This is a genomic window from Blautia sp. JLR.GB0024 (assembly GCF_037000545.1).
GTDB lineage: Bacteria > Bacillota > Clostridia > Lachnospirales > Lachnospiraceae > Blautia > Blautia celeris.
In genome coordinates this window covers 544,464-559,064 of sequence record NZ_JBANBF010000001.1, presented here as the reverse complement: position 1 = coordinate 559,064, position 14,601 = coordinate 544,464, and the positions used below count along the sequence as shown (strand labels likewise).

Sequence of the window (14,601 nt, the reverse complement as noted above, 5' to 3'; positions counted from 1 at the left end):
TGCCGGAATGCCCGGCAGCGGCTATAATCGGTTGCCGTTTTATAGGTTGCTGTGTTCTCTGTTGTTTCTCAGGCGGATGTACTCTCCCACATTGGTGATACACACCAGAGTGGTTACCAGGAACAGCCCGGGGATCAGAATGATCCACCAGGAGTTGGACAACAGGGCTTTCTGTGAAAGGGACATCATGCTGCCCCAGGAAATGATCTCCATGGGAAGGCCGATTCCCAGAAAACTTAAGGTGGCCTCCGTGCCGATCGCCGCGCTTACATTTGTGACGATCATGAACATGGTGGAGGATATAAAATTGGGAAACAGATGTTTCCGCAGTATGTAGAAAAACTTTCCGCCGGCCAGTCTGGACGCCAGAACAAAATCACTGTTCCGTATCTGGCGCACTTCACTTCTGACTACTTTGGAAATGTTCATCCAGCTTGTAAGTCCGATCACCACAGCAATACTGGTAGCTGTAGCTTCCCCCAGAAGTGCCTGCAGAAAGATCACAAGCAGGATGGAGGGAATACTCAAAATGATCTCTGTGAAGCGCATCAGCAAATCGTCCAGCCAGTCCGGCACAAGGCCGCTGACACAGCCGTATACAATGGCAGTCACAGAGGATATGGCAGTTGCCAGTATCCCGATATACAGGGATACTCTTCCGCCCTCCCATATCATGGAGTATATATCCCTCCCCATGGTATCCGTGCCGAAATAATGGACACTGCCGGGCGGCAGACTGACTTCTGTCAGGTTCATGTAAAAAGGATCTCCTGTCGCTAAAACTTTTCCGAACAGGCATCCGAGGACAATTATGCCCAGTACCAACAGGGAGAAAACGGGAAATTTTTTCTTTTTCATGCTGCTTTTTCCCCTCTTTCCTGCTTCATTCTGGGGTCGATCCATTCGCTGATGATCTGGCCTGCCACATTTGCCACAATAACTGCAAAGCCTGTGATAAGGCTTAATACCATCAGCATATTGTAGTCATGGTACTGGGCGCTCTCCATACTGAGCGTCCCCAGACCGGGATAGGAAAAGACACTCTCCGCGATGTAGGTTCCGCCGATGATATGGGGCACGGAAATAGCCATGATACTGATCAGGGAAGGCAGGATTTTCCTCAGGCAGTGGGTGAACATGATGCGGCATTTCCCCATGCCCTTTACCTTGCACAGAAGTACATAGTCCTCGCGGATTTCCTCCAGAAGCTTGTTTCTTACCATATATGTGTAATACCACAGATGGGATAACACCATAACCGTGACCGGCAGGATCAGATGTATCAGCCTGTCCCCCAGGGAATGTTCCCCTCCCAGGGCATAGGCGCCGCTTGTGGGCAGCACAGCCAGATTCACGCCGAAGATAAGGATCAGCACCAGTGCAACGAAAAAAGAGGGAATACAGTTGGTCACAGTCCCGATCTTACAGATGCACCTGTCGATCAGGGTATTCTCACGCATCGCACAGAAAATACCCAGCAAAACAGCGAAAAGGAAGGTGAGCACATAGGATAAGCCTCCCAGTATCAAGGTATTGGCATATACCTTCTCTATGACCGCTCCCACATCCTGCTTATATTTATATGAAATCCCGAAATCCCCGTGCAGGGCATTTTCCACCCAGCGCACGTACTGCACGGTCATAGGCTCGTTGAGGCCCAGACGCTCCCTGGCCTTCTCCTTCTGGCTCTCATTCATCCGCTCCACGCTCTCCCCGTAATAGGATTTTAAAGGGTCCCCGGGAGAAAGGCGGGCAATAAAAAATACCAGTATGGACAGCACCAGCATGGACAGCAGGATCTGTACCAGTTTCTTCAGCAAAAATTCAAACTTCTGTGGTGTATTCAATGTATTTTCCTCTTCATTCATTCCGGTAAATTGTCAGTAAAAAAGTAACGCCGCATCTGTTATTTTTTTGACTATCCATAGTATAGCAGACAAAAAATCCCCCCACAAGCCACGTGGGGGGATATAAATATATATTTTTTATTATGGCTGCCGTACGCTTTGGCAGCACGCTTGTTGATACACCTATCACATATGGTTTGCCACTTCAAATGCATCCCAGATCGCGTACATAATATTGGAAACTTTCTTCGCGTCACCCAGCAGATAGATTTCCGGCACATCAAACTGCAGGTCATTGTAGAGGGAATTCTCCTCCCTGTATCCAACAGATAAAATAACGCTGTCACAGGAAATCTCCTTCTCCTCCTCCTGAACAACACAGGATAACATTCCATCCCGGAATCCGGTCACTTTGGCGCCGGTCACCACCTCAATGCCGTTGTAGGGGATCAGGCGCTCCAGCATATCTTTGTTGGCATGGCAGAGAGGGCCGTTGACTGCCATCAGCTTATCGAGGGCTTCCACAATCGTCACTTTCTTACCCTGCTGCGCAAGCCACAGCGCTGTCTCACAGCCCACCAGACCGCCGCCTACCACTACGGTACTGCCGCCGCAGTCTTTTTCCTTTGTGAGGACCTGTGCCGCAGTGTATACATGGGCATCGTCACCCAGAGGGAACACCTTCGGGACGGAGCCTGTGGCGATGATCACAGCGTCATATTCTGCTTTTTCCACATCTTCTTTTCTGACTTCAGTATGAAGGTGTACCGGAACATCCAGTTTTTTCAGAGTGGTCTCATACCACTTTGCCAGTTCCAGATCATCTTCCTTAAAGTCAGGAGCACCGCCCGGGATCAGATTGCCTCCCAGACACCCGGTCTTCTCAAACACTTCCGGCCTGTGTCCGCGGATTGCCAGCACTCTGGCTGCCTCACAGCCGGCCACACCGCCGCCCACCACCATTACTTTTTTGCTCTTCCGTACAGGTTCATAGGCGGTCACCCGTTCCCGGGCCGCCTGGGGATTCACGGCACAGTTGATCATGGAATATTCCTGTACACGCCCCATACAGCCCTCCTGGCAGGAGATGCAGGGACGGATATCCTCTGTGCGCCCTGCCCGCAGTTTGTTCACATAGTCCGGGTCAGCCAGAAGAGGACGGCCAAGACTTACAATATCACAGGTTCCATCCTCCACAGCCTCAGAAGCCATAGCCGGATCATCCATACGTCCGGCGCAGAGCACAGGTACATCCACCACTTCCTTCACCATTTTACAGTACGGGCGGAACAGTCCTTTTTCCTGATACATGGGGGGATGATTCCACCACCAGGCATCATAGGTACCCACATCTGTATCCAGCGCATCGTATCCATAGCTGACAAGCAGTTTTGCAGCTTCCAGACCCTCCGGAATATCACGGCCCTTTTCCTCAAACTCTTCGCCCGGAAGGGCACCCTCTCTCCAGTCCTTGATCATGCTTTTTACGCTGAAACGCAGGACAACCGGGAAATCCTCCCCGCAGCGGGACTTGATCTCCTCCACCACTTCCCTTGCAAAGCGGAGCCTGTTTTCCAGGGAACCGCCGTATTCGTCCGTTCTCTGGTTGAACATGGAAATGGCAAACTGGTCCAGCAGGTATCCCTCATGGACCGCATGGACTTCAATACCGTCAAAACCGCCGCGCTTGGCATTGTATGCGCCGTCGCCGAAAGACTTTACAATGCTGCGTATTTCCTCTTTCGTCAGAGGACGGCATGTCTTATCCAGCCATCTGTGAGGAATGGCGGATGGCGCAACCGGCGGGAACTCTCCCAGGTTGGTGGGTATGGTGACACGGCCGAAGCCCCCTGACATCATGAGAAAAATCTTGCTGCCGTACGCGTGGACACGCTCTGTCATCTCCCTGCTGGTCCGGATAAAATGTACCGGATTGTAAGTGGAATTGGGACAATTGGGCATACTCTGAGTCTCCACCCGGCAGTCTGAGAACGTGACACCGGTGATGATCAGGCCGGTGCCGCCCTTTGCCCGCTCTGTGTAATAATCAATACCTCTCTGGTTGAACCCGCCCTGGGCGTCCGCCAGTCCCAGAGGGCCCATGGGGGCCAGTGCAAAACGGTTCTTTAGGGTAACCCTGCCGATCTGCACAGGGGTAAATAAATTTTTATATTTCATTGCGTCCTCCTTCGTATTTCTTTTAACAATATAATACAAAAGAACAACGCCTTTCCGCCAGCAACCTTTGCTTGTCAGGTGGAAACTTTTTGTTTTAGAAAGCAGTCAAACTGCTGTATGGTCTCATAATTTTTCGTATCTTCCTTGTAAACGCCGAACACCTCCCAGGTCATATGTTCCTCAAAGGGTATGGCGCGCATATGTTCCATACGGAAATCCTCCAGCATAAATTCCGGTATGACCGCAAGACCGATCTTCTGGCGGCAGAGTTTGTACAGGACAGCACCGTCCGATGTCTTTGCTATGATGTTGGGAGTAAATCCCTTCGCACAGCAGATGGAGGCAAAATCGTGGTACATGTGGAAATGTTCATTCATGAGGATCATGTTCTCCTCCCTCAGCATCTCCACGTTCACACTCTCCTTTTCATACAGGGGATGCCCTTCAAAGACAAGCAGCAGGATCTCCCTTCCGTCCAGTTTCCGCTGTATCATGTCGTCCCCTTCGTGTTTTCCCACAATGAAACCGTATTCCAGTCTGGAGTCCTCCAGCATGGACTTCACTTCCTCGTTGGAATACTCATTCCACTCCACCCGGATATGGGGATTCTCCCTCATAAAATTCAGGATCAGCTCAAAAGGAAGGACATTAAAAACACCGCAGGCGCATCCGATGCGAAGGACTATCTTTCTGTTCTCAAGCTGTCTTACGCCGTTTTCCAGCTCCTCCAGCTCCTGTATGATCTTCTTCGTCCTTCCATAGAGAAAATCCGCGCTCTGTGTTGGGCGCATACCCTGTTTGGTGCGCTCAAAAAGAACGGTTTCCAGTTCTGCCTCCAGGGTCCTGATGTTTTTTCCCAGTCCCTGGGGTGTGATATAAAGGCGTCTGGCAGCCCTGCTGATGCTTTTTTCCTGATAGACGGCCTCAAAACATTTCAAATCTTTTGTGTTCATGTGTTTGCCTGCCTTTTCTCTCGTGATACCCCTATTGTATAGGGAGAGAAAACACTCTGTCAACTGCAGTCTGTGTCAGTTCTGCTGTACCTTTTCCCTTATTTCCTCGTAAAGCTTCCTGGTAGCTGCCTCGTCTTTACCGTTCAGCACCACGGTTCCCTGCTCTGTGTCCAGGACCACAAAGCTGTCACAGGATGTATAGGAATACAGTTTATAATCACCGAACTCTGCGTTCTTAAAATATCCTGCCTGCAGTGTGGGACCTCCAATCCCATTTTTCCGGCTGCCGCGCTGCAGATCATCCGTGTAAGAAACAGATTTAACAGAAGCATACGGCACCTCATGATCCGGCCAGAAGGATACCTGTATCTCCAGGGATGCCTCATGCATAACCGGGGTTACATTTCCTGTAAAAAGCACAAAGGAAACCACTACCAAAATGACTGCGGTGAAAAGAAAGGACGCGTTTCTGTAAATCTTATCCCTGGCCCTGTCTTTTTCCTGAACGGCTTCCCCTTTTACTACGCACACCGTATTGCTCAGAATCTGTATGGCAGCCACCACAGCAATAATGCTGATCACAAAGGCTGCCACAGGGAACTGGTCTCCCATTATACTCCAGGCAGCCATAACAAGGGTGATCACACCCAATCCTCCGCCTACGACCCGGCACAGCCTTTTCTCATTGTATTTTTCTTTATTCCGGGACGTATTGTACCCGGCAATGAGAAAGCTCCCTTTTCCCATCAGCAGAATCACTGCTATGATTCCCGTCAGTGCTGTTAATCCCCATAATATCCATTTCATATAAATTCCTCCTTACAATGATTCCAGTTTTTCATAAGTTTTCTTACACACATTATAGCAGGTTCAAAAAAGATTGATATTCATTTGCACAGGATACATCTTTTCAGGTCTGAAGGACAGTATGCTGTGTCGGTTTCCTAACAGTTGATTTTGTATCTCAAAGTATCGCTGCAATCCATTGATAATTTTCAGTTACCTGCTTATAATCAACCATATAAGGAGGATGAAAGGATGAATATACTTAATTTTTCCGAAAACATCATTAAATTACGCCACAAAAAAGGAATCACCCAGGAAGAGCTGGCTGATTTCGTGGGTGTCACCAAAGCCTCTGTCTCAAAATGGGAGACAAAGCAGAGTCTGCCGGATATTATGCTGCTCCCCCGCCTGGCCGCCTATTTTGATGTCACAGTAGACGAACTTCTGGGATATGAGCCTAAACTCAGCAGAGAACAGATTCAGAAAATATATTTTGATTTCACGAAAGAATTCGCAGAACAGCCCTTTGAGGAGGTGATGGAGAAGAGCCGGCAATTGGTCAAAAAATACTACTCCTGTTCCCCCTTCCTTTTCCAGGTCTGTGTTCTTTGGATGAACCATGCCACCCTTGCCCCAAACCCGCAGATGCAGACAGAGATTCTGGAGGAAGCAGCCAGACTGTGTTCCCACATTATCAATGACTGCAGGGAAATCCCGCTGTGCAACGACGCCCTCCTGTTAAAAGCCAGTATTGATCTGCTCTGCGGCAGGACCCAGGAGGTGATCGACACACTGGAAGAGATACTGAATCCGTATCACTACTCCTTTCAGGGGGAAACGATCCTGGTTCAGGCCTATGCTATTGCCGGTCAGAAGGAAAAGGCCAACCGGTACAGCCAGTTCGGCATGTATACCCATCTCCTTTCCCTTGTGTCGGGAGCTGTGCAGTATCTTTCCCTCCACGCGGAGGATATGGATTCCTGTGAGGAAACCATTCACCGCATTGACTGTCTCATGAAACTCTACAGTCTGGAGAATCTGCACCACAACACAGCCGCCCAGTTCCATTATCAGACTGCTGTTATCTGCTGCATACACGGAAGGCTTGAGGAGGCTCTGGACCGCTTGAAAAAGTTTGCATCCATAACCGATTCCCTGCTGGAATGTGACAAGGTTTTCCTGCACGGAGATGAGTATTTCGATGCCATTGATCCTTATTTTGAACAGTCGGATCTGGGAGGGAACCTGGTCCGTGCTAAAAAAGTCATTGCGGACAGCGTGGTGCAGGCACTGGAAAACCCTGTGTTTCAGCCGCTTGAGAGCAGTGAAGATTACCGGAAGATCAAACAAATATTTTTAGTGAGAGGAGAATCCCTATGACAGTTTCAGAACTTTTACCATTTCTCATTCCTTTAGCCATTGCGGAACTGCTTCTGCTTTTCATCACCCTGCGCCATATTCTCACCCATAAGAATTATAAAAGGGGTTCACGTGCCCTGTGGCTGGTTGTCACAATCGTGGGGCTGGAATTTATCGGGCCGGTCCTGTACCTTCTGCTCGGAAAGGAGGACAATTAAATGGATATGCTGACCCTTTCCCATGTATCAAAATCTTTCGGGAGTAAAAAAATCATTGACGACCTGAGCTTTACCGTACCGGAACACTGTGTCTACGGATTTATCGGACAGAACGGAGCAGGTAAGACCACCACCATGAAAATGATCCTGGGACTTCTGCAGACAGACAGCGGCACGATCAAAGTAAACGGGGAAACGGTCCGCTACGGGCAGAATCGTACCAACCGCTATATGGGCTACCTGCCGGATGTCCCGGAATTTTACGGATACATGACACCCTCGGAATATCTCAGACTGTGCGGAGAGATCACAGGAATGTCATCCGCCGGAATCCGCAAAAAATCAGACGAACTGCTGCACCTGGTGGGACTGGATAAGGAAAATAAACGCATTCACGGGTTTTCCAGAGGAATGAAGCAGCGCTTAGGAATCGCCCAGGCACTTCTGAACGAACCCAAGCTGCTGATCTGCGACGAACCCACTTCTGCCCTGGACCCCCTTGGCAGAAAAGAGATCCTGGATATTCTTCTGTCCGTCAAAGACCATACCACGGTTGTCTTCTCCACACATATCCTCTCGGATGTGGAACGCATCTGTGATGAGATCGCTCTTCTCCACAACGGCCGCACCGCGCTTAAGGGGACCCTGGAGGAAATAAAGAGCAGACGAAAAGGCAACGGATTTGACATAGAATTTTACACGCCGCAGGACGCCGACGCCTTCGCAGCATCCATGTCCGGCAGCGAGAGAATAAGCGCAGTCCGCCTGTTCTTCCCGGGAAAAGATGAAAAAGACATGACACATGCCATGAAGATTCTGGCAGACAATGCGCTCTGTGTCCAGAAGGTAGAGATGCGGGAGGCCACACTGGAAAACCTGTTTATGGAGGTGATTGGGATATGAGACAACTCACAGCTTTTACTAAAAAAGAACTGCGGGAATCTCTGCGCACCGGCAGAATGCCCCTGCTTGTGATTCTCTCTGTTTTATTCGGGATCATGAATCCCCTTGTTGCCAAGCTGACGCCCTGGATGATGGAGAACTTTGCCGGTTCCCTGGAGGAAAGCGGTATGGTCCTGACAGAGATCAAGGTGGACGTATTTACATCCTGGACGCAGTTTTATAAGAATACCCCCATATATCTGATTGTTTTTATTGTCATTGCAAGCGGTATTCTGACCACGGAATATCAGAAAGGCACCCTGATCATTATCCTGACAAAAGGCATGAACCGGTGGAAACTGATCCTGTCCAAAGCCTTTTCCGCCCTTCTTCTCTGGACTGTGTGTTACTGGATCTCTTTCGGGATCACCTATGTCTATAATATGTATTTCTGGGATAACAGCATGGCATCCCATATATTTTTCGGAGCCTTCTGCCTCTATATGACAGGGCTGTGGCTGATCACGCTTATTATGCTTATGTCCTCCCTGTGCAGCACCAATTATATGGTACTGGCCGGAACCGGAGGTGTGTTTTTCGTATTCTACCTGCTGGCATGGATACCTGATATGAAAAAGTATATTCCCACACAACTGATGTCCTCTTACAGCCTGCTTCCCCAGGCAGCAGATGTGTCTGATTTCATGTGTGCTGTGGTGATCACCGGCGTTTTATCGGTGGTGAATCTGCTTCTTTCCGTACTGATTTTTAATAAAAAGCTTTTATAAGACCACCGGATCATCCATAAAAAAAGAGACGAGGAATGTTCTCCTCATCTCCTGTATAAACGTCTTATACGTCATGCTTCTTTGCTGCTTTCATACGGGCCATGGCTCTTGCAAGGGATGCCTTGGATATATAATATTCCTGCAGACTCTGCTGCTGCCTGAGCTGTTCTTCCGCGCGCTCCAGGGCATCTTTTGCACGCTTCAGGTCAATATTCTCGGGGTACTCACAGCTATCTACCAGAACAGTCACACGGTTATTGATGATCTGCGCAAACCCGTTTCCCACAATCGCTGTCTTCCACTCTTCACTGTCAGCAGGCTTAAAACGCATCTCACCGGGTACAATGGCAACCATCATATCCGCATGGTGGGCCAGAATGGAAATCTGGCCGTCCTTTGCAGGAAGCATGATACTGGTTCCTCTGCCGTGATAAAAATCTTTATCACTGGCAACGATATTCAGTCCGAATGTATTCATATACATGCACTCCTTTTCCGCCCTGCATTACTGCTCAGCTTTTGCTTTCTCCACCACCTCGTCAATGGTTCCCACATTAAAGAATGCATTCTCCGGATATTCGTCCATCTCGCCGTCCACGATCATCTTAAAGCCGCGGATCGTCTCTTTGAGAGGTACATATTTACCGGCAATTCCGGTGAACACCTCAGCCACATGGAAGGGCTGGGACAGGAATTTTTGGATCTTTCTGGCACGGGCAACTACTTTTTTGTCTTCCTCGGAAAGCTCTTCCATACCAAGGATGGCAATGATATCCTGCAGCTCTTTGTACTTCTGCAGATACTCCTGCACCCTTCTGGCCACATCATAGTGTTCTTCCCCGACCACATCAGCCTCCAGAATACGGGAGGTGGATTCCAGCGGGTCAACCGCGGGATAGATACCCTGCTCCACGATCTTTCTGGACAGAACCGTAGTGGCATCCAGATGGGCAAATGTAGTGGCCGGAGCCGGGTCAGTCAGGTCATCGGCAGGCACATAGACAGCCTGCACACTTGTAACGGAACCGTTCTTTGTGGAGGCGATCCGCTCCTGCAGCTCACCCATCTCAGTAGCCAGGGTGGGCTGGTAGCCAACGGCTGACGGCATACGTCCCAGAAGCGCTGAAACCTCAGAACCTGCCTGGGTAAAACGGAAGATATTATCAATGAACAGCAGCACGTTCTGGTGCTCCTGATCACGGAAATACTCTGCCATGGTAAGTCCGGTCTCCGCCACACGCATACGCGCTCCCGGCGGCTCATTCATCTGCCCGAATACCAGGGCTGTCTTCTCCAGTACGCCGGATTCCTTCATCTCTGTCCAAAGGTCATTTCCCTCACGGGAACGCTCACCAACACCGGTGAAAATGGAGTATCCGCCGTGCTCTGTGGCAATATTGCTGATCAACTCCTGGATCAGAACGGTCTTACCAACCCCGGCACCGCCGAACAGACCGATCTTACCGCCTTTTGCGTAAGGCGCCAGCAGGTCGATCACCTTGATACCAGTCTCCAGAATCTCGACTACTGGGCTCTGCTCCTCGAAGCTTGGGGGATCTCTGTGGATGACCCAGTGCTCCGCATTTTCAAGCTGTTCTCCGTTGTCAATGGTTTCGCCCAGCACGTTGAACAGACGTCCCAGTGTCTCTTTTCCCACCGGTACGGAAATACCTGCTCCTGTTGCCGTGACCTCCATATCTTTGCAGAGGCCGTCGCTGGAAGCCAGCATGATACAGCGCACCGTATTGTTTCCGATGTGCTGTGCCACTTCCATCACAAGCTTCTTTCCATTGTTCTCCACGGTAAGGGCATCTTTGATATACGGAAGGTTCTGGTCTTCAAATTCTACGTCTACAACAGGTCCCATGACCTGTACGATTTTTCCTTTTTCCATAACGATTGCATCTCACAGTCGTGAGGAAACCTCCTTCCTGCTCGCTAGTTTTTATTCTTCTGTGCCTTGGCTCCGCTGATGACCTCAGTGATTTCCTGGGTGATCGCAGCCTGACGCACACGATTATATTTTATTGATAAATCTTTCAGCATGTCTTTTGCACTGCTGGTAGCTGCATCCATAGCCATCATACGGGAATTATGCTCACTGGCATAGGATTCCACAAGACAGCCGTAAATGATACCGTGCAGGTAATTGGGAACAATGCTGTTCAGGACTTCTTCTGCGGAGGGAACCATCTCGATCTCCTCCTGATGAATATCTACCATCACCTGTGCCGGTGTACGGAAACTTGCTTTTTTAAGGGGAAGAAGCTGTTCCATCTCTGCCACCATATTGGCGGCATTGGCCATTCTCGTGTAAATGATATACACTTCATCCAGCTCCCCGGTCAGGTAATTGGCGATCATCTTCTCTGAGATCACCCTGGCCCGGTGCATGGTCGGCTTCTGTACTGTGAACCGGAAGTTCGTGTCAATATCCACGTTCTTCTTGTAGAAATACTGTCTTCCCACCTCTCCCAGCACAAAGAGCTGGGGATGCGCGTCATTTTCCATACATTCTTCTGCTATCTTAAACACATTGTGATTGTAAGCACCGGCAAGCCCCTTGTCTGCGGAAACGACGATGTAGCCCGTTCTGCGTTTGTCATCCGGAACATCAGCCCGCTCGTCAAAGAAACGGTTTCCTTCCGTATCCGGAGGCATATGACGGAGAACACGGCCGATCGCAGACTGCAGGGAATAAAAATACGGCTCCGTATCCGCCAGCACTTTCCTTGCTCTCTTTAACTTGGAGGAGGAAATCATGTACATGGCGTTGGTGATCTTCATCGTATCCTGGATACTGTTTATACGGCTTTGTATCTCTTTTGCACTTGCCATCTCATCACCTGCTCTTATTCTTAAATTCCTCTGCCACCTTTAAAATCTTCTCGCCCAGTTCGTCGGAGATGACTTTTTTCGTCTCGATCTCCTGTCCGATCTCCGGATGGTTTTTCTCAAAGTAAGCCAGCATATCTGTCTGGAACGGCTTCACATCCTTAATCTCCACACCGGAAAATACCTTATGTGTTGCTGTCCAGAGGGTGATAACCTGCTCATGGTTGGACAAGGGATGGCACAGAGGCTGTTTCAAAAGCTCCATCAGCGTCTTTCCGTAGGAAAGCTGTTCTTTTGTGGCATCATCCAGGTCAGACGCGAACTGTGTAAACACTTCCATCTCCCTGTACTGTGCCAGGTCAATCCTCATGCTGCCTGATGCCTTTTTCATGGCCTTTGTCTGGGCCGCGCCGCCCACACGGGATACGGAAAGACCCACATTGACAGCCGGACGGTTGCCGGCGAAAAACAGGTCACTTTCCAGGAAAATCTGTCCGTCTGTGATAGAAATAACATTGGTCGGAATATAAGCGGAAACGTCGCCTGCCTGTGTCTCAATGATAGGCAGTGCCGTGATGGAACCGCCGCCCGCTGCGTCGCTCAAACGGCTGGAACGCTCCAGCAGTCTGGAATGCAGGTAGAATACGTCGCCCGGGTAAGCCTCACGTCCCGGAGAACGCTCCAGAAGCAGGGAAAGGGCACGGTAAGCCACCGCATGCTTTGACAGGTCATCGTAGACGATCAGCACATCCTTGCCCTGGTACATAAAGTACTCTGCCAGAGCGGTTCCCGAATAGGGAACAATATACTGAAGGGGCGCACAGTCGCTTGCTGTCGCTGCAAAGACTGTGGTGTAATCCATGGCGCCGTATTTTTCCAGAGTTCCGGTCAGTTTTGCAACTGTGGAGGCCTTCTGTCCGATTGCCACGTAGATACACATGACGTCCTTGCCTTTCTGGTTCAGGATAGCGTCAATGGCAATGGAGGTCTTACCTGTCTGACGGTCGCCGATGATCAGCTCACGCTGTCCGCGGCCGATGGGGAACATGGAGTCAATGGCCAGAATACCTGTTTCCATGGGAACAGATACGGATTTACGGTCAATGATACCAGGTGCTTCCTGCTCGATGGGACGGTAATCCTCTGCCTTGATCTCTCCTTTTCCGTCAATGGGTGCGCCAAGGGCATCCACGATTCTTCCGATATAGCCTTCACCAACCGGGATACCTGCTCTTTTCTTTGTGCGGACAACTTTTGTGCCCTCTTTGATTCCCATGTCCTTGCCGAATATGATGACACCGATCTCATTTCTCTTGATATCCTGCACCATACCCTTGACACCGTTCTCAAAGGTCACGATCTCTCCGTACATCGCATGGTCTATTCCATAAACAGTCGCAATTCCGTCACCGACCCAGATTACGTTTCCCACTTCACGGACACCCGTTGTCATATCGAAATTTTCTATTTCTTCTTTCAGAATGGAGATAATCTCCTCTGAATTGATTGAACTCAAAGCGTTCACCTCCAGGTCAATTTTTGTTGTAGTGCATTGATTCTGCCCTTCAGGCTGTAATCAATCTCCCGGTCTCCTACGCGGAGGGTAAATCCGCCGACCAGGTCTTTTTCTTCCTGTAACTGAAATGCTACATCCTTTACGTGGTATTGCCTGCAGAGAAATCTTCTGATTCCTTCAAGCTGCTCCTCTGTAGGAAGTACCACATAAGACAGAGTGGCATTTAAAATATTATTTTGCTCGTTGTAATACTCCTGATATGCCTTAAAAATTTCCTGTGCCTCGCCTGCTTTGTGGTATCTGCACAGTATTTTCATAAAATTATGTATCTCTTTCGGAAAAATCCGGTCTACAGCTCTCTGCTTCGCCGCCAGGGATACAACAGGGCTTGAAAGCACTTCCGACACCTGGGGAACTTTCTCTAAAAGTTCTCTTGCGCCGGCTGCAGATTCCGGTGAAATGTTCAGCTCATACAGCACTTTCCCGTAATTATTCAGACTCTCTGTCATCTGCATCACCCGCTTCTGCTAAAAATGTGTCGTAGAGCATGCTGTTTCCCGCCTGGCTTCCGCCTGCAAGCATTTTTCTGGCTGCTTCCACGGCAAGGCCCGCGATTTCGGATTTTGCTCCTGCCAGGGCATTTTCCTTTTCCTGTTCTGCCGTTTTTCTGGCACTTTCCAGGATTCTGGCAGCCTGCTCATTCGCTTCCCGAACGGTACGCTCTGTCAGGGTCCTCGCATCCGCTTTCGCTTCCTCGATAATCTGTAAGGACTCGGCTTTTGCACCGCTTATTGCCATTTCATACTGGCCTTTCAGCTCATTCGCCTTTCCTTCTGTTGTCCTGGCATTTTCAAGCTGCTGTGCGATGAGTGTCTTTCTTTTTTCCATGATTCCCAGTATCGGTCCGATCAGGAATTTTTTCAGTAAGAGATAAAGAACTATCAGGTTAATTATGGTCCAGATAAGGCCCCAGCCTAAACTCAGCACCTGTCTTCACCTGCCTTCCTTATTTTACGAATAACAGTAATAAAGCGATAACGAAACCGTAAATAGCAGTTGCCTCTGCAAGTGCACATCCGAGTAACAGCGCTTTACTGATCTTTCCCTCTGCCTCCGGCTGTCTTGCGATCGCTTCTGTTGCTTTAGATGTTGCAAGACCGATACCTAAACCTGCTCCTAAACCTGTTAAAACTGCCATACCTGCACCAATTGCTGTTAACATATCTCTGTTCTCCTTTT

At 49.5% G+C, this 14,601-nt stretch carries 16 protein-coding genes; 4 read left to right on the top strand and 12 right to left on the bottom strand.

Features of this window, described 5'->3' with window-relative positions:
- Positions 1 to 39 precede the first annotated feature (39 nt).
- The 5 genes from V8Q34_RS02560 to V8Q34_RS02540 form a co-directional block, all read right to left on the bottom strand.
- A complete protein-coding gene (locus V8Q34_RS02560; protein ID WP_335834736.1) occupies positions 40 to 858 on the bottom strand; it encodes an ABC transporter permease in 819 nt (272 codons plus the stop codon).
- The gene (locus V8Q34_RS02555) at positions 855 to 1,847 is read right to left on the bottom strand and encodes an ABC transporter permease (RefSeq protein ID WP_103732084.1); all 993 of its coding nucleotides are present in this window, start codon (positions 1,845 to 1,847) and stop codon (positions 855 to 857) included. The genes V8Q34_RS02560 and V8Q34_RS02555 overlap by 4 nt, the downstream gene beginning before the upstream one ends.
- Before the next feature lie 186 nt (positions 1,848 to 2,033).
- Positions 2,034 to 4,025: an oxidoreductase gene (locus tag V8Q34_RS02550; RefSeq protein WP_335834735.1), complete on the bottom strand. Its 1,992-nt coding sequence runs from the start codon at positions 4,023 to 4,025 to the stop codon at positions 2,034 to 2,036.
- A 74-nt stretch (positions 4,026 to 4,099) separates the two neighbouring features.
- The gene (locus V8Q34_RS02545; RefSeq protein ID WP_033140419.1) at positions 4,100 to 4,978 is read right to left on the bottom strand and encodes a LysR family transcriptional regulator; all 879 of its coding nucleotides are present in this window, start codon (positions 4,976 to 4,978) and stop codon (positions 4,100 to 4,102) included.
- Positions 4,979 to 5,053: 75 nt separating this feature from the next.
- Complete coding sequence (locus V8Q34_RS02540; protein ID WP_335834734.1) at positions 5,054 to 5,785, bottom strand: DUF3784 domain-containing protein; 732 nt, start codon at positions 5,783 to 5,785, stop codon at positions 5,054 to 5,056.
- A 231-nt stretch (positions 5,786 to 6,016) separates the two neighbouring features.
- Between V8Q34_RS02540 and V8Q34_RS02535 the strand changes: the two genes are divergently transcribed.
- Genes V8Q34_RS02535 through V8Q34_RS02520 form a run of 4 tightly spaced genes read left to right on the top strand, consistent with a single transcriptional unit; the run spans position 6,017 to position 9,011 of the window.
- The gene (locus tag V8Q34_RS02535) at positions 6,017 to 7,144 is read left to right on the top strand and encodes a helix-turn-helix domain-containing protein (RefSeq protein ID WP_335834733.1); all 1,128 of its coding nucleotides are present in this window, start codon (positions 6,017 to 6,019) and stop codon (positions 7,142 to 7,144) included.
- Entirely contained in the window at positions 7,141 to 7,341 is a 201-nt protein-coding gene (locus V8Q34_RS02530; RefSeq protein ID WP_033140422.1) for a PLDc N-terminal domain-containing protein, read from the top strand. The genes V8Q34_RS02535 and V8Q34_RS02530 overlap by 4 nt, the downstream gene beginning before the upstream one ends.
- Positions 7,342 to 8,244 (top strand): ABC transporter ATP-binding protein, encoded by a 903-nt coding sequence (locus tag V8Q34_RS02525; protein ID WP_033140423.1) that lies wholly within the window; start codon positions 7,342 to 7,344, stop codon positions 8,242 to 8,244.
- On the top strand, positions 8,241 to 9,011 hold the full coding sequence (locus V8Q34_RS02520; protein WP_335834732.1) for an ABC transporter permease: 771 nt from the start codon (positions 8,241 to 8,243) through the stop codon (positions 9,009 to 9,011). The genes V8Q34_RS02525 and V8Q34_RS02520 overlap by 4 nt, the downstream gene beginning before the upstream one ends.
- Positions 9,012 to 9,075: 64 nt before the next feature.
- On the opposite strand, the gene atpC is transcribed toward V8Q34_RS02520, so the two are convergent.
- The 7 genes from atpC to atpE are packed head-to-tail and all read right to left on the bottom strand — an operon-like array spanning position 9,076 to position 14,584.
- Positions 9,076 to 9,489 carry an ATP synthase F1 subunit epsilon gene (gene atpC / locus V8Q34_RS02515; protein WP_033140425.1) on the bottom strand — a complete coding sequence of 138 codons (414 nt, stop codon included), beginning with the start codon at positions 9,487 to 9,489 and terminating at the stop codon, positions 9,076 to 9,078.
- A gap of 27 nt (positions 9,490 to 9,516) precedes the next feature.
- Positions 9,517 to 10,905: a F0F1 ATP synthase subunit beta gene (gene atpD, locus V8Q34_RS02510; RefSeq protein WP_033140426.1), complete on the bottom strand. Its 1,389-nt coding sequence runs from the start codon at positions 10,903 to 10,905 to the stop codon at positions 9,517 to 9,519.
- Positions 10,906 to 10,949: 44 nt separating this feature from the next.
- Positions 10,950 to 11,849 (bottom strand): ATP synthase F1 subunit gamma, encoded by a 900-nt coding sequence (gene atpG / locus V8Q34_RS02505; protein ID WP_335834731.1) that lies wholly within the window; start codon positions 11,847 to 11,849, stop codon positions 10,950 to 10,952.
- A gap of 4 nt (positions 11,850 to 11,853) precedes the next feature.
- Entirely contained in the window at positions 11,854 to 13,362 is a 1,509-nt protein-coding gene (gene atpA, locus V8Q34_RS02500; RefSeq protein ID WP_227210125.1) for a F0F1 ATP synthase subunit alpha, read from the bottom strand.
- A gap of 5 nt (positions 13,363 to 13,367) precedes the next feature.
- On the bottom strand, positions 13,368 to 13,877 hold the full coding sequence (gene atpH, locus V8Q34_RS02495) for an ATP synthase F1 subunit delta (RefSeq protein WP_335834730.1): 510 nt from the start codon (positions 13,875 to 13,877) through the stop codon (positions 13,368 to 13,370).
- Positions 13,852 to 14,349 (bottom strand): F0F1 ATP synthase subunit B, encoded by a 498-nt coding sequence (atpF, locus tag V8Q34_RS02490; protein WP_033140429.1) that lies wholly within the window; start codon positions 14,347 to 14,349, stop codon positions 13,852 to 13,854. The genes atpH and atpF overlap by 26 nt, the downstream gene beginning before the upstream one ends.
- 19 nt (positions 14,350 to 14,368) lie before the next feature.
- On the bottom strand, positions 14,369 to 14,584 hold the full coding sequence (atpE, locus tag V8Q34_RS02485; protein WP_018594308.1) for an ATP synthase F0 subunit C: 216 nt from the start codon (positions 14,582 to 14,584) through the stop codon (positions 14,369 to 14,371).
- Between the last annotated feature and the right edge of the window lie 17 nt (positions 14,585 to 14,601).

Excerpts from the sequence above, each read along its gene's own strand:
- V8Q34_RS02560 (WP_335834736.1), bottom strand. The coding sequence starts at position 858 with ATGAAAAAGAAAAAATTTCCCGTTTTCTCCCTGTTGGTACTGGGCATA.
- V8Q34_RS02550 (WP_335834735.1), bottom strand. The coding sequence starts at position 4,025 with ATGAAATATAAAAATTTATTTACCCCTGTGCAGATCGGCAGGGTTACC.
- V8Q34_RS02545 (WP_033140419.1), bottom strand. The coding sequence starts at position 4,978 with ATGAACACAAAAGATTTGAAATGTTTTGAGGCCGTCTATCAGGAAAAA.
- V8Q34_RS02540 (WP_335834734.1), bottom strand. The coding sequence starts at position 5,785 with ATGAAATGGATATTATGGGGATTAACAGCACTGACGGGAATCATAGCA.
- V8Q34_RS02535 (WP_335834733.1), top strand. The coding sequence starts at position 6,017 with ATGAATATACTTAATTTTTCCGAAAACATCATTAAATTACGCCACAAA.
- V8Q34_RS02530 (WP_033140422.1), top strand. The coding sequence starts at position 7,141 with ATGACAGTTTCAGAACTTTTACCATTTCTCATTCCTTTAGCCATTGCG.
- V8Q34_RS02525 (WP_033140423.1), top strand. The coding sequence starts at position 7,342 with ATGGATATGCTGACCCTTTCCCATGTATCAAAATCTTTCGGGAGTAAA.
- V8Q34_RS02520 (WP_335834732.1), top strand. The coding sequence starts at position 8,241 with ATGAGACAACTCACAGCTTTTACTAAAAAAGAACTGCGGGAATCTCTG.
- atpC (WP_033140425.1), bottom strand. The coding sequence starts at position 9,489 with ATGAATACATTCGGACTGAATATCGTTGCCAGTGATAAAGATTTTTAT.
- atpD (WP_033140426.1), bottom strand. The coding sequence starts at position 10,905 with ATGGAAAAAGGAAAAATCGTACAGGTCATGGGACCTGTTGTAGACGTA.
- atpG (WP_335834731.1), bottom strand. The coding sequence starts at position 11,849 with ATGGCAAGTGCAAAAGAGATACAAAGCCGTATAAACAGTATCCAGGAT.
- atpH (WP_335834730.1), bottom strand. The coding sequence starts at position 13,877 with ATGCAGATGACAGAGAGTCTGAATAATTACGGGAAAGTGCTGTATGAG.
- atpE (WP_018594308.1), bottom strand. The coding sequence starts at position 14,584 with ATGTTAACAGCAATTGGTGCAGGTATGGCAGTTTTAACAGGTTTAGGA.